An 18,959-nucleotide genomic window follows, 5' to 3' on the forward strand; every position below is an offset into this window, starting at 1 on the left:
TTTCTCCAGATGTCTGGTCGTCTCAGATCCAGGAATGGCGAGCCGGCAAAGTGCCGTTGAGGCGGTAGGCGCCGACCGCGTGATATTTCCAGCGCACCGGGTCGTGCAACGTGTGCACCCGCGCGTTGCGCCAGTGGCGGTCGAGATTGAATTCGGCGAGGGTGGCGCGGCTGCCGGCCAGTTCGAAAAGCTTTTCGCTGGCGAGCAGTGAGATTTCAGTGGTCAGCACTTTTGCTTCGGCCACAGCGATCGAAGCGCGGGCGGCGGACTCGGCAGTGAGCGGCGCGGCGTGCACTTGATCGAGAACCTGCCCGGCCTTGCGCAGCAGCGCTTCGGCGGCGTGCAGTTCGATTTTCAGTTTGCCGATGTCGGCGATTACGTAGAGGTCATCGCTGGCGCGATCAACCTTGGCGTCGATCCACGGCCGTGCGCGGGTTTTGACGAACTCAATGGCGTCATCAATGGCGCCACGGGCGATGCCAGCGTCGATCGCGGCTTGAATCAGCTGCGACACTGCGCCCTGAGTATTCGGGACTTCGTTGATCTTCCAGTTGTCGACCACCAAGTTCGATTCGACACGCACGTTGTTCAGCAGAATCGTGCCGCTGGCAGTGGTGCGCTGACCGAAGCCCGACCAGTCATCAACGATGCGCAGCCCCGGCGTGCCGCGACGGACGAAGGCCAATACTTGCTTGCCGTCATCGTTCAGCGCTTTCACTGCCACCCAATGCGCGAACAGTGCGCCGGTGGAATAGAACTTCTGGCCGTTGATCACGTAATCATCACCGTGGGCGGTGATCCGCGCTTTCAGCTCCAGGGTGTTTTTTGTGCCGCGTTCCGGGCCGGCGTTGCCGATGCGCCAGCCTTCCAGAACGCTCTGGAACAGCTGCTTTTTCTGCGCTTCGGTGGCGCTGCCGAGCACCAGATTGATGATGCCGAACTGGTTCTGCGGGATCTGTCCCAGCGCCGGATCGGCGGCAGAAATGATCGCGAATACTTCGGCCAATGTGACGAACGAAACCTGCGGACCACCGTATTCACGCGGGATGGCAATGCTGCCCAGACCGCTGCGGGTGAATTGCTCGATTTCTGACCACGGCAACTTGCGCTGACGGTCGCGTTTGGCAGCCTGCACGCGGGCGACTTGCGCCAGTTCATGGGCGGCCTTGATGGCTTGGGCGTCGTTGCGCAAGACCTGCGCGGGCAACAACAGTGGGGCGATGTCCAGATCCGACTGGACGTTTGCGTCTGCCAGACTGGACATCAGTGCCGCTCCTTGGCTGCACGCAATGCCCTGGCGATCTGCACTGGGGTGATTGTGTTCCGGACCATACTACCTACCTCACATCTCATGAAAAACGCCGCAAAAGTGCGGCGAACGAAAGAATGTCCGGTGGTCCGGTTCATATACCCTAAGCGTGTATAAATATTAAATAAACTAACTTTTAGGAATATGTATAGAAGGGGTGATGGTCGGGTTGGTTAAGAGTTTCAAGTGAGGGGGCTCGCCCCCTCGTCATCAGTAAAGCGCATCAGGCCTGGCGCGATTCGGCCGCCTTGAGTTCCTGCCTCAGAGGGACTTTCAGATACGGATTTACGCAGCCGATCTTCAAGGTGCGTGGCGGTGCCCAGCGTGAGTTGTTGCCGACCCGATCGAGAATGCAATACGTCACGTCCAGCCGCAGATCCTCGCCCGCTTCGACAATCACCGACGGTGGGACCCAGACCTGAATCGGCAAGCCGACATCCGCGGCGGTGATCGGCGCCAGATCCATGCGTACATCGCCCCAGCGCAAGGTAATCGCGTCATCCTCGGCCATGTTCAGGTAAGGCTCGATGGTCAGTGGAACACCGCGTTTGATCTGGTTCGGATTCACGCCCTGGCGGCGAATCGCGTCGGGGATTGTCACGGGTGCCAATTGCTGGTTTTCATCCGCGCTCAGCGCTGAAGGCTGACCACCGGGGCAGTCCAGTTTGACTTGCACTCGCGTCGCCGCCGAAAACGCCGGACCCTGACCGACCTGCATCACCCGGTAGTGAATGCGCGCGGTGCCGTTGGCGATGAAACTCTCCGGCACCCGCAGGCTGACTGCGGTGCCGACGTCACCGGCCGTCAGCACTCTGGAAGCGACATAGCATTTGTTCCAGAACAGCTCGATGAGGTCTCCGCTGTCCATATCGGGGTAGGGCGGTACCTCAATCTGCAGGTGTGCGGCGGCGGTCAGATTGATGCCGGTTTTTTGCGCTGGCGCGAGGATCGGCGCTGCCAGTTCGGGGGTATGCGAAGTGCGGGTCATCGATTTCTCTCCATGAAGCCTTGCAGCGAAGTCCGTTTCTGAAAGAACAAAAGGCGTGAATAGACTGGCAATAAAACTTTAACTTTTATTCAGCTTGAATACGGGGTTGTTGAACTAAGTGGTGCTGGTTGTCGACTAGATAAGAGTGTGTGGGAAGGGGTGTCAATAGACGATATTAGTTAAACCGTGAATTACGAGTTAATCAGAAGCTTCCTACGTTGCGGTGGCCGTATGCCTAGGTGCTAAAGCGAAATAGACCACGGAACTTAGGGCTTTATGCGGATTTTTGTGCAGATTTATTCGAATGCGCTCATGCGAGGTGGCGTGGGTTTCAGGCAGGCATTATCTGTTGCAGAACATATATATGTACTGCGTCGAATAAGGTTTTCTGGATAAGGGTGAGGTGTGGGGTGGGATTTGATAAAAGGTAACTTCCATCCGTGGAAGTTTCCGATAGTGCAATAAAGTTCTCAGGCGTGATTCAGAAACTTGCTGAGAAACTGTTGGGTGCGTTCTTCTTTCGGGTTGGCAAACAACGCTTTGGCTTCACCTTGCTCGACGATTACGCCTTTGTCGAAAAACACCACACGGTTGGCCACATCGCGAGCAAAGCCCATTTCGTGGGTGACGATCACCATGGTGCGTTTCTCTTCGGCCAGACCGCGAATGGTCGCCAGCACTTCACCGACCAGTTCCGGGTCGAGAGCCGAAGTCGGCTCGTCGAACAGGATCACCTCCGGCTCCATCGCCAGCGCCCGGGCAATCGCCACGCGCTGTTGCTGACCACCCGAGAGACGACGCGGATAAGCGTCTTCCTTGCCGGCGAGCCCGACCTTTGCCATCAGCTTTTTGCCTAGAGCAACAGCCTCTTCGCGCGGCATCTTCTTGACCACGATCGGGCCTTCGATGACGTTCTCCAGCGCGGTGCGATGGGGGAACAGGTTGAAGTTCTGGAACACGAAGCCGACGTGCTGGCGCAGGTTGCGCACCAGCGCTTGCTGCTGGTTCAACGGGCGACTGGTATCGATCTCGATATCGCCGACCTTGATCCGGCCACTGGTGGGTTGTTCAAGGAAATTCAGGCAGCGCAGGAACGTCGTTTTCCCCGAACCGCTGGGGCCGATGATCGCGACGACTTCGCCTTCTTTCACCTCAAGATCGATGCCCTTGAGCACCTCTTGACCCTTGAACTGCTTTGTCAGTTTTTCCACGACAATCATGGGGTCAGGACTCCTGGTCGTGCCGATTGACCCGCTCTTCCAACTTGTTCTGCAGGTGCGCGAGCACCGAGGCCAGAATCCAGTAGAGCAGTGCGGCACTAAGGTACATGGTGAAAATTTCGAAGTTACGTGCGCTGATCAACTGCGCCTGACGTAACAACTCCGGCACCTGAATCGTGGCGGCCTGTGCAGTGTCCTTGACCAGTGAAATGAAGCTGTTGCCGAGCGCCGGTAATGCCGTACGCATCGCTTGCGGCAGGATGGCCCGCCGCAGGGTTTGCGCGCGGGTCATGCCAATGCTCGCAGCGGCTTCCCACTGACCGCGTTCGATCGAGCTGATCGAAGATCGCAGGATTTCACAAATGTAGGCCGCCATGTTCAGCGAAAGGCCGATCATGGCGGCCGGGATCGGATCGAGTTCGATCCCCACCTGTGGCAAGCCGAAATAGATCACGAACAGTTGCACCAGCAACGGCGTGCCGCGAAAAAACGACACGTAGATGCGGGCAATCCAGTTCGCCACCTTGAAGCGCGACAGACGCATCAACGCCAGGCTGAAGCCGAGCAGGAAGCCGAAGAACATGCCACCCAGGCTGAGGATGACAGTGAAGTACATGCCCTTGAGCAAAAAGGGCAAGGCCTCCCGTACGATTTGGAAAGTTGCTTCCATTATTTAGTGACGTCAGCGCTGAAGTATTTTTCCGAAAGCTTGGCCAGCGTGCCATCAGCGCGTAGCTTTTCGATAGCCTTGTTCACTGCAGCCAGCAGTTCAGGCTCGCCTTTGCGCAAGGTAACGCCAGCTTCCTGACGAGAGAACGGTTCGCCTGCGGCAGTGGTGTCCTTGGCTTTGCGCGCGTATTCCAGTGCGGCCAGACGATCGATCAGGATGGCGTCGATACGGCCGACACGCAGGTCCTGGAATTTGGTCGGATCATCTTCATAGGTGCGCACGTCAGCGGTCGGCACGTTGGCTTTGACCCACTGCTCGTAGTTGGTGCCCAGGCCCACGCCGACTTTCTTGCCACCCAGATCGGCAGCGGATTTGATGTTCAGGTCGGCGGCTTTCTTGGTCAGCACCAGCGCCTGAATCCCGGAAACGGTGTACGGCTCGGAAAAGTCATACTTCTTCTTGCGCTCTTCGGAAATGGTCACCTGGTTGATCACTGCATCCAGACGCTTGGACTCAAGCGCCGCGAGGATGCCATCCCACTTGGTCGTCTGCAGCTTGACCTTCACACCCAGCTCTTTGGCCAACGCCTCAGAGAATTCAACTTCGAAGCCGGACAGCTTGCCATCGGCATCAACGAAGCTGAACGGTGGGTAAGTGCCTTCCAGGCCGACGTTGATAACGCCTTTGTCCTTGATCTGTTGCAGCTGCTCACCGGCCACTGCCTGGCCGATCAGACCGGCGCTCAGCGCCAGGCCCAGCGAACCCACCAGCAGATTGCGACGTAGTGCGGAAAAATTCATGACGAGCCCCTGTGTTTTCTTATGGAAGACGCTTAAGGAAAGTTGGCGAATTTATGATTTCGACGACAGCGCTATCCTGCCTTAAAGCAGCTTATGCGTCTTGCGCGAAATTCGCCTGCGGCGAGACTATAAGATGACTGCGTTAGACTTGAAAATACTTAATATCTAATTTGTTAGATCTAATGTGTATATATGATCGTTCCCACGCTATGCGTGGGAACGCCTCAAGGGACGCTCCGCGTTCCAGCGTCGAAAGGACGCAGAGCGTCCCGGGCTGCATTCCCACGCAGAGCGTGGGAACGATCAGTCAGAGAAAGTCCTTATAGGCAAACAACGCCGGCGCGCCACCGGTGTGCAGGAAAATAATCGGGCCTTCATTGAAACGCTGACGGCCGATACCATCGAGTAACCCAGCCATGGCCTTGCCGGTGTACACCGGATCGAGCAACACCGCTTCTTGACTCGCCAGCAATTTCACCGCCGCCAACGTCCCGGCATTTGGCTCGCCATAACGCGGGCCGAAATATTCATCCCACAACTCGACCTTGAAACTGGCCGGCAGCTCGACGCCGAGCAGATCCGCCGTACGTTCGGCGAGGCCCCGAACCTTCGGCCGCTGATCTTCTTCGCTACGCGAGACGGTCACGCCAATCACCGGCAATTGCGGCAGCACTTCAGCCAGGGCCAAGGCCAGACCACTGTGAGTGCCGGCGCTGCCAGAGGCCAAAACCACAGCGGCGAAATCCAGACCGGTGTCCTTGATCTGCTCAGCCAGTTCCAGACCGGCGCGCACGTAGCCCAGCGCACCGAGCGCATTCGAGCCGCCGATCGGCACCAGATACGGCTTCTTGCCGTTGCTGCGCAAACGCACGGCGAGGGCGGCGAGTTGTTCGTCGGCGTTGTCGAGGTTGTCGACCAGTTCGACCTTGGTGTCGAACAGATCCAGCAGCAGGCGATTGCCGTTGCCGGTGTAGTTGCTGTCGTCAGTGCCCAGCGGATTTTCCAGCAGCGCCACACAACCCAGACCCAGTTTGGCGGCCAGTGCGGCGGTCTGGCGAACATGGTTCGACTGCAATGCACCGGCGGTGATCAGCGTGTCGGCACCTTGCGCCAGGGCATCGGCAGCAAGGTATTCGAGTTTGCGCAGCTTGTTGCCGCCCATGGCCAGCGGCGTCAGGTCATCGCGCTTGATGTACACCTCGCGGCCGAGCCAGGACGACAGGCGTTCGAGTTTTTCCAGCGGCGTCGGATGGCCGAGCAGGTCGAGGCGGTTAAAGCGATCCAGCTGATTCTTAATCATGATTCCGTACTGGCGGAGAAAGATGAAAGGACTATAGGCACGCGCTTTTGCAGGGGCAACTGCCAATCGCTTATAGCCAAATCGACTGAGCCCAGCACTATCGGTTCTTAATTCGCCTTCGCGAGCATGACGTAAAGTAGGCGCCGTTGACGCGGCCAGACAGTCCGGCCGCCCGTGAGGAGTCTTTACCGTGAGCGAGCGTTCCAGCCATTGGCAATTGCAGACCATCGTCAGTCAACTGCGCAGCGCGCGGGATCAGTGGCGGGCACAGAACGGCCGCGCGTCCGGCGAGCAGGGTGGGCGCGAGTTGCCGTCGCGGGCGGCGATGGCGGAGATTCTCGAAGCGCTGTGTGGTGCACTGTTCCCGATGCGTCTGGGGCCGGTGGATCTGCGTGAAGAGAGTGAGGATTTCTACGTCGGCCACACCCTTGATGTGGCGCTGAATGCCTTGCTGGCGCAGACCCGTCTGGAACTGCGTTACGTCGCCCGCCACAGTGCGCAGGCCGACACCGAAGTCGAGGCTCGTGCCATTCAGATCGTGCAGGACTTTGCCTTGGCGTTGCCGGGGTTGCGCACGCTGCTCGACACCGATGTGCTGGCGGCCTATCACGGTGACCCGGCGGCGCGCAGTGTCGATGAAGTGCTGCTGTGCTATCCGGGGATTCTGGCGGTGATTCACCATCGTCTGGCGCATCATTTGTATCGCGCCGGATTGCCGTTGCTGGCGCGGATCAGCGCGGAAATCGCCCACTCGGCGACCGGCATCGACATCCATCCGGGCGCGCAGATCGGCCGTAGCTTCTTTATCGATCACGGTACGGGTGTGGTAATCGGCGAGACGGCGATCATTGGCGAGCGTGTGCGGATTTATCAGGCCGTGACGTTGGGCGCCAAGCGCTTCCCGGCGGATGAAGACGGCCAGTTGCAGAAGGGCCATCCGCGCCATCCGATCGTTGAAGATGATGTGGTGATTTACGCCGGGGCGACGATTCTCGGGCGGATCACCATTGGCAAGGGTTCGACCATTGGCGGCAATGTCTGGCTGACGCGCAGCGTGCCGGCGGGGTGCAATCTGACCCAGGCGAATTTGCAACATGATGACGGGACGCAGAAGTAGGCTCTGAAATTGCGTTGCGGCATCTGGCCTCTTCGCGAGCAGGCTCGCTCCCACACTGGAATGCGTTTCAAATGTGGGAGCGAGCCTGCTCGCGAATGGTTTTCAGACCGAATCAAGATAATGGCAATCAGCCAATTCTCCAGTGAACGAATACCCTCAAACCCGCGTCATACCCATCCTTGAGCTAGCGTAGGAAAACTACCGCCTGGCCGTACGATTAGTCCTTACCCCCCCATCCATGTTTAACTTGAACGTTCATTCAAGTTAAACCGGTGGTTCGCTGCCCGCTCACAACAGGAGGCTTGCCTTTGCTGAGTCCGATCATTTCAGCCACGTTTCAACCCCTCGAGGTGCACGTTTCATGAGTGCATCGTCTACTCCCGCCAGCGGTCTGGTACGCATGAATCCGCCGGTGTTCTACTTCGCCGCGACGGTCATTCTGCTGTTTGGTCTCGTCGTCATCGCCATGCCTGAACAGGCCGGCGCCTGGCTGCTGCAAGCGCAAAACTGGGCGGCCAACACGGTCGGCTGGTACTACATGCTCGCGATGACCCTGTATCTGGTCTTCGTGGTGGTCACCGCCTTATCCGGCTACGGCAAGATAAAACTCGGTGCCGACCACGACGAACCCGAATTCAGTTACTTGTCCTGGGCCGGCATGCTGTTCGCCGCCGGGATCAGCATCACGCTGTTCTTCTTCTGCGTCTCGGAACCGCTGACCCACATGTTGCAACCGCCGCAAGGCGAGGCCGGCACGGCGGATGCGGCGCGTCAGGCAATGCAGGTTCTGTTTCTGCACTGGGGCCTGCATGGCTGGGGCGTGTTCGCCTTCGTCGGCATGGCGCTGGCCTACTTCGCTTACCGCCACAACCTGCCGCTGGCGCTGCGCTCGGCGCTGTATCCGCTGATCGGCAAACGCATCAACGGCCCGATCGGTTACGCGGTCGACGGCTTCGGCATCATCGCCACGGTGTTCGGTCTGGGCGCCGACATGGGCTTTGGTGTGCTACACCTCAATTCCGGTCTCGACTACCTGTTCGGCATCGCTCACACCCAGTGGATTCAGGTCGGCCTGATCACGCTGATGATGGGCGCGGCGATCATTGTTGCGGTCTCCGGCGTCGATAAAGGCGTGCGGGTGATGTCCGACATCAACATGCTGCTGGCCTGTGCGCTGCTGCTGTTCGTGTTGTTTGCCGGGCCTACCCAGCACTTGCTCAACACTTTGATCCAGAACATCGGCGACTACCTCGGCGCCTTGCCGATGAAGAGTTTCGACCTCTACGCCTACGACAAACCGAGCGACTGGCTCGGCGGCTGGACGGTGTTCTACTGGGCCTGGTGGATTGCATGGTCGCCGTTCGTGGGTCTGTTCATCGCACGGATTTCCCGTGGCCGCACCATCCGTGAATTCGTCTTCGGCGTGCTGTTGATTCCGCTCGGTTTCACCCTCGCGTGGATGTCGATCTTCGGCAACAGCGCCATCGATCAGGTACTCAACCACGGCATGAGCGCGCTGGGCATGTCGGCCCTCGACAACCCGTCGATGAGTATTTACCTGCTGCTGGAAACCTATCCATGGAGCAAAACCGTCATCGCCGTGACGGTGTTTATCAGCTTCGTGTTCTTCGTCACCTCTGCCGATTCCGGCACCGTGGTGCTCTCGACCCTGTCGGCCAAGGGTGGCAGCCCGGACGAAGACGGGCCGAAATGGCTGCGGGTGTTTTGGGGTGCGATGACTGCGCTGATCACCAGTGCGCTGTTGTTCTCCGGCAGCATCGATGCGCTGAAGTCAGCGGTGGTGCTGACCTCGTTGCCGTTCTCGCTGATTCTTTTGTTGATGATGTGGGGCCTGCACAAGGCGTTCTATCTCGAGTCGCAGAAGCAGATCGCGCAGTTGCATTCGCTGGCACCGGTCTCCGGTTCGCGACGCGGCACGGGCGGCTGGCGTCAGCGTCTGAGTCAGGCGGTGCACTTCCCGTCGCGCGACGAGGTGTACCGTTTCATGGACACCACGGTGCGTCCGGCGATTGAAGAAGTGACGGCGGTGTTCGTTGAGAAAGGCCTGAACGTGGTCACCCAGCCGGATCCGGCGAATGACAGCGTCAGCCTCGAAATCGGCCACGGTGATGCGCATCCATTCATCTATCAGGTGCAGATGCGCGGCTACTTCACGCCGTCCTTCGCGCGTGGCGGGATGGGCTCGAAGCAGCTCAACAATCGCCGCTACTACCGCGCCGAAGTGCATTTGAGCGAGGGCAGTCAGGACTACGATCTGGTCGGCTACACCAAAGAGCAGATCATCAACGACATCCTCGACCAGTACGAACGCCACATGCAGTTCCTGCATCTGGTGCGTTAATTGGCAGTTGAGCGCCGGGACGTTTTACGACTCGGCGCTCAGCACCATGAACAACACCATCGCCGCCAGCGGCACGCCGAACACCGCACTGCCAATCGCTATTTCCGAACCCAGCGGTTGCTTCGCATGCACCACACCCACCGCGCCATTAATCACCGTCAATGCCAGCCACAGGGCGGCGAAGCCGTAGGCCATGGTCTGGCGGCTGAAGCCGATGCGCTCGCCGATGTAGAGCATGAGGGCGAGCAGGACCAGGCCGAAGAAAATGATGATGGCGGTGTGCATGGGGCGTTCTGCCTGATGAAGGTGCAGTGCCGGGAAGAGCCCCTTCGCGAGCAGGCTCGCTCCCACAATGGATCTCGGCTGGACATAAATTTCATGTACACAGGAAATCCCTGTGGGAGCGAGCCTGCTCGCGAAAGGGCCACCTCTGTGTCCTTTAGAGCATAGCCAATCCAGCCCCTGCCATACTCATCAGGTACTTTCGCGTTCGATAACTTGGCATTGCAGCAGATTCAGGCGTTGTATCTCGTCGCTCGGCAACACGCCAAGGCTTTCCAGTACGCGTGTTGCAGCCAGCACGCCAATCTCCAGCGCCGGTGGTTTGATCGTGCTCAGGCTGGGCAGGAGCATCTCGGCGAAAGGGTAATCACCGAAGCCGAGAACGGCGCAGTCTTCGGGGATTTTTAAACCCGCGCGTTGCCCGGCAAGCAAGCCGCCAGCGGCGAGGTTGTCGTTGGCGAAGATGATCGCGTCGGGGCGCGGTGTGGTGTTCATCAGCGCATCCATCGCCTGTTTGCCGGCCTCGAATGGTGCGCGCTCAGCGTCGGGAGCGAAGACCCAGGGTTTCAGGCCGGATTCTTTTAAAGTCGCTGCATAACCGTCGCGGCGTTCCAGTGCGCTGAAGTCGCCCGGTGCACTGTTCTGCACGAAGGCGATCCGTCGATAGCCTTTGCCCAGCAAATACTTCGCTGCCACCACGCCCACTTCAAAGTGCGAAAAACCGATCTGCATCGGCTCGCGATCCGGCTGGTAATCCCAGGTTTCAATCACCGGAACATCCGCCTCGGCGATCATCTTTTCCGTGCCGGCACTGTGAAAGTGACTGGTGAGCACCAGCGCCGCCGGCGACCAGCCGAGAAACGCGCGCACCGCGTTTTCTTCCTGCTCGGCGCTGAAGTAACTTGATGCCAGCAACAGCTGATAGCCATGCCGGCTGAGAGTGTCGCTGAAGCCTTGGATGGTATTGGCGAAGATCGGCCCGGAGATGTTCGGAATCACCATCCCGACGATTTTTCCCCGCGCGGAGGCCAGCCCGCCGGCCACCAGATTCGGTACATAACCCAACTCGGCCACCACCGCCGCGATGCGTTCGCGGCGCTCGGGCGACACCTGCTCGGGCTGATTGAAATAGCGCGACACGGTAATCGCCGAAACCCCGGCCTCACGTGCCACCGCATTCAGGGTCACGCGTCCGGCGCCACGGCGTTTGCGCGGTTGTTCTTCGCTCAAGGCTCGATCCTTCTTAAAAACAAAATCGCATATAAAAGTAATTTTTCAGTATTGGACGCTCTATGCGTGGCTTGCCAATACTGGCGATGTTAGCGCTAACAAAGCGCGTTGTCTGCTACTCGCTCGAGCGAATGCCCAAGACACCGATTCAGGCGCTGTCGTCGCAGAACGGCAGCGGATCAGGGCCAATTTCGAGCGGGCAGAGCATGCACAATATTCCTGGGGCGACACACACACTGGCGCAATCCATTCGCGCCGCCGGCTGGTTATTGACGGGGTTGGTGGCGTTGCCGTTGCCCAACGCCTTCGCCGCCGAGAGCGCAGATCAAGAGCCGACACTCAAATCCGTGACCGTCACTGCCACGCGCCGCGAAGAGTCGCTGCAAAAAGTGCCGGTCGCAGTGTCTGTGATCGACGGCGAGCAGCTTGAGCGCGATAACCGCAACGGCGTGGCGAGCATCGTTCAGCAAGTACCGTCGCTGAATTTCCGCACTGGCGCGTCGAACAAAGACACCTCGTTGTTTGTGCGCGGCGTCGGTACGATTTCCACCTCGCCGGGCGTTGAGCCAACCGTGGCGACGGTGATTGATGGCGTGGTGTATGCGCGACCGGGGCAGTCCACGCTCGATCTGCTGGATCTTGAGCGCGTCGAAGTATTGCGCGGCCCACAGGGCACACTGTTCGGCAAAAACGCCTCGGCCGGCGTGCTCAACATCACCAGCAAGGCGCCGACCGCCGAGACCCATGGCTACATCGATCAGTCGTACTACAGCGGCAACGAAAGCCGCACTCGATTCGGCATCGGCGGCAGCCTGATTCCGGACACGTTGAAAGGCTCGATCAGCACCCTGTTCGGTAGCTACGACGGTAACGTCGACAACCAGCACAACGGCCAGGAGGTCAACGGTTACAACCATCGCGGCGTGCGCGGCAAACTCGAATTCACCCCGAACGACGACATCACCTTCACCCTGATTGCCGACTACATGCAGTCCCACGACGACGGCCCCAATGGAGTGGTCAGCAAGTCGCTGACCCCGGCTTTTGCCAACGCGCTGAGCCCGGTCAATGCGAGCAGCCACAACCGCGACATCAACACCGACACGCGCAGCCACGTTGAGGACATCAACAAAGGCCTGTCCGGCCAGCTCGACTGGCAACTGGGCGATTACACGCTGACCTCGATTACCGCATGGCGCGGCTGGGACAACACCCAGTATCAGGACGGCGACCGTCTCGGCACGGTGACCGCAGCCTTTCCCGGCACGGCGGACAAGGGCTATCTGGCCTTCGATCAATACTCGCAAGAACTACGTCTGGCCTCACCCAAAGGCGAATTTCTCGAATACGTCGGCGGCCTGTTCTACATGCACGGCAAGGACGATGAGACCTATCAGCGCACGCTGACCACCACCACGCGCACCGACCGTGGCGTCGCCAACTACAGCACCACCAGCGACAGCTATGCGGTGTTCGGTGAGAGCACGCTTAACTTCACCTCCGACTTTCGCGGCATCGCCGGCCTGCGCTACACCCACGATGATCTCGAATACGATCACCGCCGCGTCTCCACTTCGGCCACCACCGTCAGCGGCATTCAACCGGCCACCAGCAGTTCCGGTTCAGTGGATGAAGATGGCTGGTCCGGCCGACTCGGCGTGCAGTACGACCTGAGTGATACGGTCACCACTTACCTGACCTACTCGCGCGGCTACAAAGGTCCGGCTTACAACGTGTTCTTCAACATGCAGCCGCGTGACACCGAAGCGCTGAAACCGGAGACCTCCAATACCTGGGAAGCGGGGATCAAAGCGACGAGCTGGAACAATCGCCTGACCACCAACCTCGCGGTGTTCCACAGCGACTACGACAACTATCAGGCGAACTTCTTCGACACCGTCGCCGGGCAAGTGGTGACGCGATTGATCAATGCCGGCAGCGTCAGCACCGAAGGCGTCGAACTCGATTACGCCTTGCAGGCGACCCAGCAGTTGAAGTTCTCCGGTGCACTCGCTTACACCCGTGCCCGCATCGATGAATTCGCCTGCCCGGCGGGTGCAGCAGCGTCGTGCAACGTCAACGGCAAACCGCTGCCGTTCAGTCCAGACTGGAAAAGCTACGTGCGCGCCGACTACAGCATCCCGCTGGATAACGGTCTGGATATCGAACTGGGCACCGACTACAGCTGGCAGAGCGAAGTGCAGTACGACATCAGCCAGAACGCCGACACCAAGCAAGGCGCCTACGGTCTGTGGAACGCCAGTGTCGCCCTGGCTGACTACAGCAATGGCTGGCGCGTCGCGTTGCTGGGCAAGAACCTCACCGACAAGTCCTATTCACCATTGCTCGCCAGCGGTGGCAATTACATTTATCGCGCCGTTCCTCGGGATGACGAGCGCTACTTCGGCGTGCAACTGCGCAAGGATTTCTGAGATGAGCAGACAGTTGAAACTCGGCGCGTTCCTCATGGCCACCGGGCACCACGTGGCAGCGTGGCGTCATCCTGAAGTGCCGGCGAATGCGGGTCTGGATTTCACCCATTACAAACGGCTGGCGCAGATCGCCGAGGCGGCGAAATTCGATGCGTTGTTTGTCGCTGACAGCGTCGCCGCGCCGACCCAGAACATCGCCAGTCGCATGGCGCGCTCCGATCACTTTGAACCGCTGACGTTGCTCTCGGCGCTGAGTGCGGTAACCGAACACATCGGCCTGATTGCGACGGCGACCACCAGCTACAACGAGCCGTATCACGTGGCACGCAAATTCGCTTCGCTTGATCACCTGTCGGGTGGGCGTGCGGGGTGGAATCTGGTGACCTCGGACAATGCTGCCGAGGCGCTGAATTTCGGCCGCGACGAACATATTGGTCATGCCGAACGCTACAGCCGTGCCCGCGAATTTCATCAGGTGGTGACCGGGCTTTGGGATAGCTGGGAGGATGATGCCTTCTTTCGCGACAAGGCCAGCGGAGCGTACTACGACCCTTCGAAGCTGCATGTACTGGATCACGTCGGCGAACACTTCCGGGTCAAAGGTCCGCTGAACGTTGCGCGCTCGCCGCAGGGGCAGCCGGTGATCGTCCAGGCCGGCTCTTCGGAAACCGGACGCGAATTGGCAGCGCAGACCGCTGAAGTGGTGTTCACCGCGCAGACCTCGCTGGCCAATGCCCAAGCGTTCTACGCCGATCTCAAAGGGCGCTTGCCGAAATACGGGCGCAACGCCGAATCGCTGAAAATCATGCCCGGAGTTTTTGTCGTCGTCGGCCGCACCGAAGCCGAGGCGCAGGAAAAATGTGAAACGTTTCAGCAATTAGTCGAACCCGAGGTTGGCGTCGCCTTGCTTGGGCGTATGCTGGGCAACTTCGATTTGTCGAAGTACCCGCTGGACGGGCCGTTACCGGATTTACCGCTGACGGAAAGCGGCCAGCAGAGCCGGCAGAAATTGCTCACTGAGTTGGCGGGGCGGGAGAACCTGAGCCTTGCCGAACTGGGTCGCAAGATTGCTGGCGGACGCGGGCATTACAGCCTGGTCGGTACGCCGCAGCAGATCGCTGATCGCTTACAGGAATGGTTCGAACAGGGCGCTGCGGACGGTTTCAACGTGCTGGTGCCACACCTGCCTGGCGGGCTCGAAGACTTCGCCAATGGCGTGGTGCCGGAACTGCAACGGCGTGGGTTGTTCAGAACGGAGTATGAGGGGCGGACGTTGCGCCAGAACCTTGGTCTCGCTCGACCCGGCAATAGATTTTTGTAGCACCCAATCGCTAGCCTGCTAGCGATGAAGTCGACACCCATTTCAAGACAGACAAGAGAGGATTCGATGACTTACACCGCTGCCGAAAATCGCTATGACTCCATCCCTTACCGCCGCGTCGGCCGCAGCGGTCTGGTGCTGCCGGCGTTGTCGCTGGGCCTGTGGCATAACTTCGGTGACAGCACGCCGATCGACACCCAGCGCGCCTTGCTGCGCACCGCGTTCGATCTGGGCATCAACCACTTCGACCTGGCCAACAACTACGGCCCGCCCTACGGCAGCGCCGAGACTAATTTCGGCCGCTTGCTGCGTGAAGACTTCAAGCAGTACCGCGACGAGCTGATCATCTCCAGCAAGGCCGGTTGGGACATGTGGCCCGGCCCTTACGGTCAGGGCGGTGGCTCGCGCAAATACGTGCTGGCCAGCCTCGACCAGAGCCTGCAACGGCTCGGTCTGGACTATGTGGATATCTTCTATTCGCACCGCTTCGACCCGGACACCCCACTGGAAGAAACCGCCAGCGCCCTCGCCACCGCCGTACAGCAGGGCAAGGCGTTGTACATCGGTATCTCGTCGTATTCCGGGGTAAAAACCCGTGAGATGGCGGCGCTGTTGAAAGAGTGGAAAGTACCGCTGTTGATCCATCAACCGGCGTACAACCTGCTCAATCGCTGGGTGGAAAAAGATCTGCTGGATACCACTGATGAACTCGGTACTGGCGTGATCGCGTTCACGCCGCTGGCGCAAGGTCTGCTCACCGACAAATACCTCAACGGCGTGCCGGCGGATGCGCGGGTCAATCGTCCGGGCGGTGGTTCGTTGCAGGCTTCGCATCTGTCCGACGCCAACATTGCTCATGTGCGGGCGTTGAACGAGATCGCCAAGCGTCGCGGCCAGAGCCTGGCGCAACTGGCGCTGGCGTGGACGCTGCGTGATCCACGGGTGACCTCGGCGTTGATTGGTGCGAGCCGGCCGGAGCAGATTATCGAGAACGTTGGGGCGTTGAAGAATCTGAGTTTCAGTGTTGAAGAACTGGCGGAGATTGACCGGTTTGCCCAGGAGGGTGGGATCAATCTTTGGGAGAGGCCTTCGACGGCGGAGTGATTCACCCTCACCCCAGCCCTCTCCCTGAGGGAGAGGGAGCCGACCGAGGTGTCTTGCGTCTTACATCGACGTGAAATACCGAGTCGATTATGGATTCAGCAAAGCAATATCAGGTCGGCGTACCTCTAAAGCATCCCCCATTCAGTCCCCTCTCCCTCCGGGAGAGGGTTAGGGTGAGGGGCTTTTGCTGTAAAAAACGGCTCAACGAAAAAACGGCACATCCCCCAACACCGTCGCCCGCTGCATCACCCGCCGCGCCGGCCGGTAATCATCCACCGCGTAATGCTGGGTCACGCGGTTATCCCAGAACGCAATATCGTCCTGCTGCCAACGCCAGCGAATGGTGAATTCCGGCCGCGTTGCATGGGCGAACAGAAACTTCAGAATCGCCTCGCTCTCGGTTTCCGACAGCTCATTGATCTTCGACGTGAAGCCTTCATTGACGAACAACGAACGCCGCCCACTGGCCGGATGTGTACGAATCACCGGGTGCGACAGCGGTGGATTCTTGCGTCGCGCCTCTTCCCACTGCGCCAATGCTTCAGGCGTATTGCCATAACGCTCCAGCGGAAAAGAGCGAGTGAAATCGTGCGTCGCCGTCAGCCCTTCAAGCAAGCCTTTCATCGGCGCCGACAGCGCTTCATACGCAGCAATGCCGCTGGCCCACAACGTGTCGCCACCAAACTCCGGCAGCAACTTGGCGCTGAGCACCGCACCCATCGCCGGCGTCGGCAGGAAGGTCACGTCGGTGTGCCAGATCGCGTTGTCGCGCACGTCGGTGACGGCGGTGTCGAGGATCAGCACTTCCGGTTGTTCCGGCACGTTCGGGTAGATCGGGTGAATGTGCAGGTCACCGAAGTACGCCGCAAAGCACGCCTGTTGTGGCGGTTCGATTGGCTGGTTGCGGAAGAACAAAACCTGGTATTTGAGCAGCGCCTGCTCGATCGCGTCGCGGTGTTCCAGGCTCAGTGGCTGGCTGATGTCGACGCCGCTGATTTGCGCGCCGAGGGCCGAGCTTAACGGGGTGATGTGGAGGCTGCTCATGGTCTTTCTCTTCAATTCCGGTCATCACCCTATGTAGGAGCTGCCAAAGGCTGCGATCTGTTGATCTTGATCTTTATAAGCAAGGTCAAAAGATCGCAGCCTTCGGCAGCTCCTACAGGGGGATTCAAAAAGTTTTAGTGGGCCTGGCCGTGCCACGGCACCAGTTTGCGCTGCAGGGCGCGCAGGCCCATTTCCATGGCGAAGGCGATCAGGGCGATGACCAGAATCCCCAGTACCACCACGTCGGTGACCAGGAACTGCGCGGCCGACTGCACCATAAAACCCAAGCCGCTGGTGGCAGCAATCAGTTCGGCCGCAACCAGCGTCGACCAGCCAACGCCCAGACCAATGCGCACGCCCGTGAGAATGTCCGGCAATGCGCTCGGCAAAATCACATGGCGAATCAGCTGCAAACGCGTCGCACCCAACGTCTGCGCCGCGCGCAATTTCGCCGGATCAACCGTGCGCACGCCGGTGGCGGTAGCGATGGCAATCGGCGCGAAAATCGCCAGATAAATCAGCAGCACTTTCGACAATTCGCCAATGCCGCACCAGATCACGATCAGCGGCAAATAGGCGAGCGGCGGAATAGGGCGGTAGAACTCGATCAGCGGATCGAGCACGCCACGGGCGATGCGGTTGGCACCAATGGCGATACCCACTGGCACGGCGGTCAGGATCGCAAAACCGAGGCCCAGACCGATGCGGCTCAGGCTCGCGCCCAAGTGCTGCCACAAGGTCGAATCCATGTAACCGGTAGTCGCCAGTAACCAGCCCTTCTGCAGCACGGCGGACGGTGGCGGCAGGAACAGCGGCTCGATCAGTCCTGTGGCCGTCACCGCCCACCAGATCGCCAACAAGGCAAACAGCGTCAGCAAGCTGATCCAGCGTGTGCTGAGGCTGCGGCGTACCGGAATCGCCACCGAAGCACTGACGGGTTTTACCGCTGCCGAGGAAACGTCGTAACTGCTCATGCGCGCTCCTGCCGTTGCCCGGCGCTGCGTTGCGAGAACACTTTGCTCAGCACGTGTTCGCGGGTTTCGATAAAACGCGGATCGGATTTGATCGCACGGGCGGATTCGCCAGCGGCGTAGCGCTGGCCGAAATCCAGGTGCAGGCGCTCAACGATCTGCCCCGGATTCGGCGCGAGCAGAATCAGGTCAGTGGCGAGGAACACCGCTTCTTCAATGTCATGGGTAATCAGGAAAACCGGCTTGGCGGTGCGCTGCCAGACTTGCAGCAACAGCTCCTGCATCTGCTCGCGGGTGAATGCGTCGAGGGCGCCGAAGGGTTCGTCCATCAGCAACACACGCGGGTCAGCGGCGAGGGCGCGGGCGAGGCCGACGCGTTGTTTCTGGCCACCGGAGAGTTGCCAGATGCGACGGTTTTCGAAACCGGAAAGGTCCACCAGCGCGAGCATTTCACGGGCGATCTTTTCGCGTTTGTCCCTGGCGACACCGGCCAGTTCCAGACCGAATGCAACGTTGGCCAGCACGTCCTGCCAAGGCAACAAGGCGTCGTCCTGGAACACCACACCGCGTTCGGCGCTCGGGCCTTTGACCGGCACGCCGTCGAGGGTGATGCGCCCGGCGCTCGGTTCGACGAAACCGGCAATCAGGTTCAACAGCGATGTCTTGCCACTGCCGGACGGGCCGAGGGCGACCAGCAATTGCTGAGGCCCCAGGGTCAGAGAAATATCCGCCAGCACCGGTGTCGGGCTGCCCGGGTACTGTGCGCTGATGCGCTCCAGCTGTAGCAAGGCCATCGCAGTTAACTCCCG

General features: G+C 59.7%; 16 protein-coding genes. 5 read left to right on the forward strand and 11 right to left on the reverse strand.

Features of this window, described 5'->3' with window-relative positions; translation table 11 throughout:
- Positions 1-22 precede the first annotated feature (22 nt).
- The 6 genes from U6037_RS01105 to U6037_RS01130 all read right to left on the reverse strand — a co-directional run bounded on the left by U6037_RS01105 (position 23) and on the right by U6037_RS01130 (position 6,287).
- Positions 23-1,264 (reverse strand): SfnB family sulfur acquisition oxidoreductase, encoded by a 1,242-nt coding sequence (locus U6037_RS01105; protein WP_322845520.1) that lies wholly within the window; start codon positions 1,262-1,264, stop codon positions 23-25.
- 268 nt (positions 1,265-1,532) lie between these two features.
- On the reverse strand, positions 1,533-2,297 hold the full coding sequence (locus U6037_RS01110; protein WP_322845521.1) for a hypothetical protein: 765 nt from the start codon (positions 2,295-2,297) through the stop codon (positions 1,533-1,535).
- A 470-nt stretch (positions 2,298-2,767) separates the two neighbouring features.
- On the reverse strand, positions 2,768-3,517 hold the full coding sequence (tcyN, locus tag U6037_RS01115; RefSeq protein WP_322845522.1) for an L-cystine ABC transporter ATP-binding protein TcyN: 750 nt from the start codon (positions 3,515-3,517) through the stop codon (positions 2,768-2,770).
- Positions 3,518-3,521: 4 nt separating this feature from the next.
- Complete coding sequence (gene tcyL, locus U6037_RS01120) at positions 3,522-4,187, reverse strand: cystine ABC transporter permease (protein ID WP_322845523.1); 666 nt, start codon at positions 4,185-4,187, stop codon at positions 3,522-3,524.
- The gene (gene tcyJ, locus U6037_RS01125) at positions 4,187-4,987 is read right to left on the reverse strand and encodes a cystine ABC transporter substrate-binding protein (protein WP_095047088.1); all 801 of its coding nucleotides are present in this window, start codon (positions 4,985-4,987) and stop codon (positions 4,187-4,189) included. The genes tcyL and tcyJ overlap by 1 nt, the downstream gene beginning before the upstream one ends.
- Before the next feature lie 307 nt (positions 4,988-5,294).
- Complete coding sequence (locus U6037_RS01130; protein WP_322845524.1) at positions 5,295-6,287, reverse strand: D-cysteine desulfhydrase; 993 nt, start codon at positions 6,285-6,287, stop codon at positions 5,295-5,297.
- A gap of 190 nt (positions 6,288-6,477) precedes the next feature.
- On the opposite strand from U6037_RS01130, the gene epsC reads away from it, so the two are divergent.
- Positions 6,478-7,404 carry a serine O-acetyltransferase EpsC gene (epsC, locus tag U6037_RS01135; protein WP_016983653.1) on the forward strand — a complete coding sequence of 309 codons (927 nt, stop codon included), beginning with the start codon at positions 6,478-6,480 and terminating at the stop codon, positions 7,402-7,404.
- Positions 7,405-7,804: 400 nt separating this feature from the next.
- The gene (gene betT, locus U6037_RS01140) at positions 7,805-9,766 is read left to right on the forward strand and encodes a choline transporter BetT (protein ID WP_322847269.1); all 1,962 of its coding nucleotides are present in this window, start codon (positions 7,805-7,807) and stop codon (positions 9,764-9,766) included.
- 24 nt (positions 9,767-9,790) lie between these two features.
- Here the strand turns inward: betT and U6037_RS01145 are convergent, their stop codons facing one another.
- Together U6037_RS01145 and U6037_RS01150 are read right to left on the reverse strand one after the other, a co-directional pair.
- The gene (locus tag U6037_RS01145; RefSeq protein WP_322845525.1) at positions 9,791-10,051 is read right to left on the reverse strand and encodes a hypothetical protein; all 261 of its coding nucleotides are present in this window, start codon (positions 10,049-10,051) and stop codon (positions 9,791-9,793) included.
- A gap of 189 nt (positions 10,052-10,240) precedes the next feature.
- Positions 10,241-11,278 (reverse strand): LacI family DNA-binding transcriptional regulator, encoded by a 1,038-nt coding sequence (locus U6037_RS01150; protein WP_322845526.1) that lies wholly within the window; start codon positions 11,276-11,278, stop codon positions 10,241-10,243.
- A gap of 206 nt (positions 11,279-11,484) precedes the next feature.
- Here U6037_RS01150 and U6037_RS01155 point away from each other — a divergent pair, with 206 nt between their 5' ends.
- From U6037_RS01155 to mgrA, 3 genes are all read left to right on the forward strand, one after another.
- Complete coding sequence (locus U6037_RS01155) at positions 11,485-13,710, forward strand: TonB-dependent receptor (RefSeq protein WP_322845527.1); 2,226 nt, start codon at positions 11,485-11,487, stop codon at positions 13,708-13,710.
- Position 13,711: 1 nt separating this feature from the next.
- Entirely contained in the window at positions 13,712-15,031 is a 1,320-nt protein-coding gene (locus U6037_RS01160; protein WP_322845528.1) for an LLM class flavin-dependent oxidoreductase, read from the forward strand.
- Between the two features lie 66 nt (positions 15,032-15,097).
- Complete coding sequence (mgrA, locus tag U6037_RS01165) at positions 15,098-16,135, forward strand: L-glyceraldehyde 3-phosphate reductase (protein WP_322845529.1); 1,038 nt, start codon at positions 15,098-15,100, stop codon at positions 16,133-16,135.
- Positions 16,136-16,336: 201 nt separating this feature from the next.
- On the opposite strand, the gene tauD is transcribed toward mgrA, so the two are convergent.
- From tauD to tauB, 3 genes are all read right to left on the reverse strand, one after another.
- Positions 16,337-17,179, reverse strand: coding sequence for a taurine dioxygenase (gene tauD, locus U6037_RS01170; RefSeq protein WP_322845530.1), 843 nt, complete (start codon positions 17,177-17,179; stop codon positions 16,337-16,339).
- A 134-nt stretch (positions 17,180-17,313) separates the two neighbouring features.
- Positions 17,314-18,153 carry a taurine ABC transporter permease TauC gene (gene tauC, locus U6037_RS01175; RefSeq protein ID WP_322845531.1) on the reverse strand — a complete coding sequence of 280 codons (840 nt, stop codon included), beginning with the start codon at positions 18,151-18,153 and terminating at the stop codon, positions 17,314-17,316.
- Entirely contained in the window at positions 18,150-18,944 is a 795-nt protein-coding gene (gene tauB, locus U6037_RS01180; RefSeq protein WP_322845532.1) for a taurine ABC transporter ATP-binding subunit, read from the reverse strand. Before tauB ends, tauC begins: the two co-directional genes overlap by 4 nt.
- Positions 18,945-18,959 lie beyond the last annotated feature (15 nt).

The organism is Pseudomonas sp. B33.4, assembly GCF_034555375.1.
Classification (GTDB): domain Bacteria; phylum Pseudomonadota; class Gammaproteobacteria; order Pseudomonadales; family Pseudomonadaceae; genus Aquipseudomonas.

Bases quoted from the DNA above. Each gene is read 5' to 3' on its own strand.
- U6037_RS01110 (WP_322845521.1), bottom strand. From the start codon at position 2,297: ATGACCCGCACTTCGCATACCCCCGAACTGGCAGCGCCGATCCTCGCG.
- tcyJ (WP_095047088.1), bottom strand. From the start codon at position 4,987: ATGAATTTTTCCGCACTACGTCGCAATCTGCTGGTGGGTTCGCTGGGC.
- tauD (WP_322845530.1), bottom strand. From the start codon at position 17,179: ATGAGCAGCCTCCACATCACCCCGTTAAGCTCGGCCCTCGGCGCGCAA.
- U6037_RS01130 (WP_322845524.1), bottom strand. From the start codon at position 6,287: ATGATTAAGAATCAGCTGGATCGCTTTAACCGCCTCGACCTGCTCGGC.
- betT (WP_322847269.1), top strand. From the start codon at position 7,805: ATGAATCCGCCGGTGTTCTACTTCGCCGCGACGGTCATTCTGCTGTTT.
- U6037_RS01105 (WP_322845520.1), bottom strand. From the start codon at position 1,264: ATGTCCAGTCTGGCAGACGCAAACGTCCAGTCGGATCTGGACATCGCC.
- U6037_RS01160 (WP_322845528.1), top strand. From the start codon at position 13,712: ATGAGCAGACAGTTGAAACTCGGCGCGTTCCTCATGGCCACCGGGCAC.
- tcyN (WP_322845522.1), bottom strand. From the start codon at position 3,517: ATGATTGTCGTGGAAAAACTGACAAAGCAGTTCAAGGGTCAAGAGGTG.
- U6037_RS01145 (WP_322845525.1), bottom strand. From the start codon at position 10,051: ATGCACACCGCCATCATCATTTTCTTCGGCCTGGTCCTGCTCGCCCTC.
- tauC (WP_322845531.1), bottom strand. From the start codon at position 18,153: ATGAGCAGTTACGACGTTTCCTCGGCAGCGGTAAAACCCGTCAGTGCT.
- U6037_RS01155 (WP_322845527.1), top strand. From the start codon at position 11,485: ATGCACAATATTCCTGGGGCGACACACACACTGGCGCAATCCATTCGC.
- tcyL (WP_322845523.1), bottom strand. From the start codon at position 4,187: ATGGAAGCAACTTTCCAAATCGTACGGGAGGCCTTGCCCTTTTTGCTC.
- mgrA (WP_322845529.1), top strand. From the start codon at position 15,098: ATGACTTACACCGCTGCCGAAAATCGCTATGACTCCATCCCTTACCGC.
- tauB (WP_322845532.1), bottom strand. From the start codon at position 18,944: ATGGCCTTGCTACAGCTGGAGCGCATCAGCGCACAGTACCCGGGCAGC.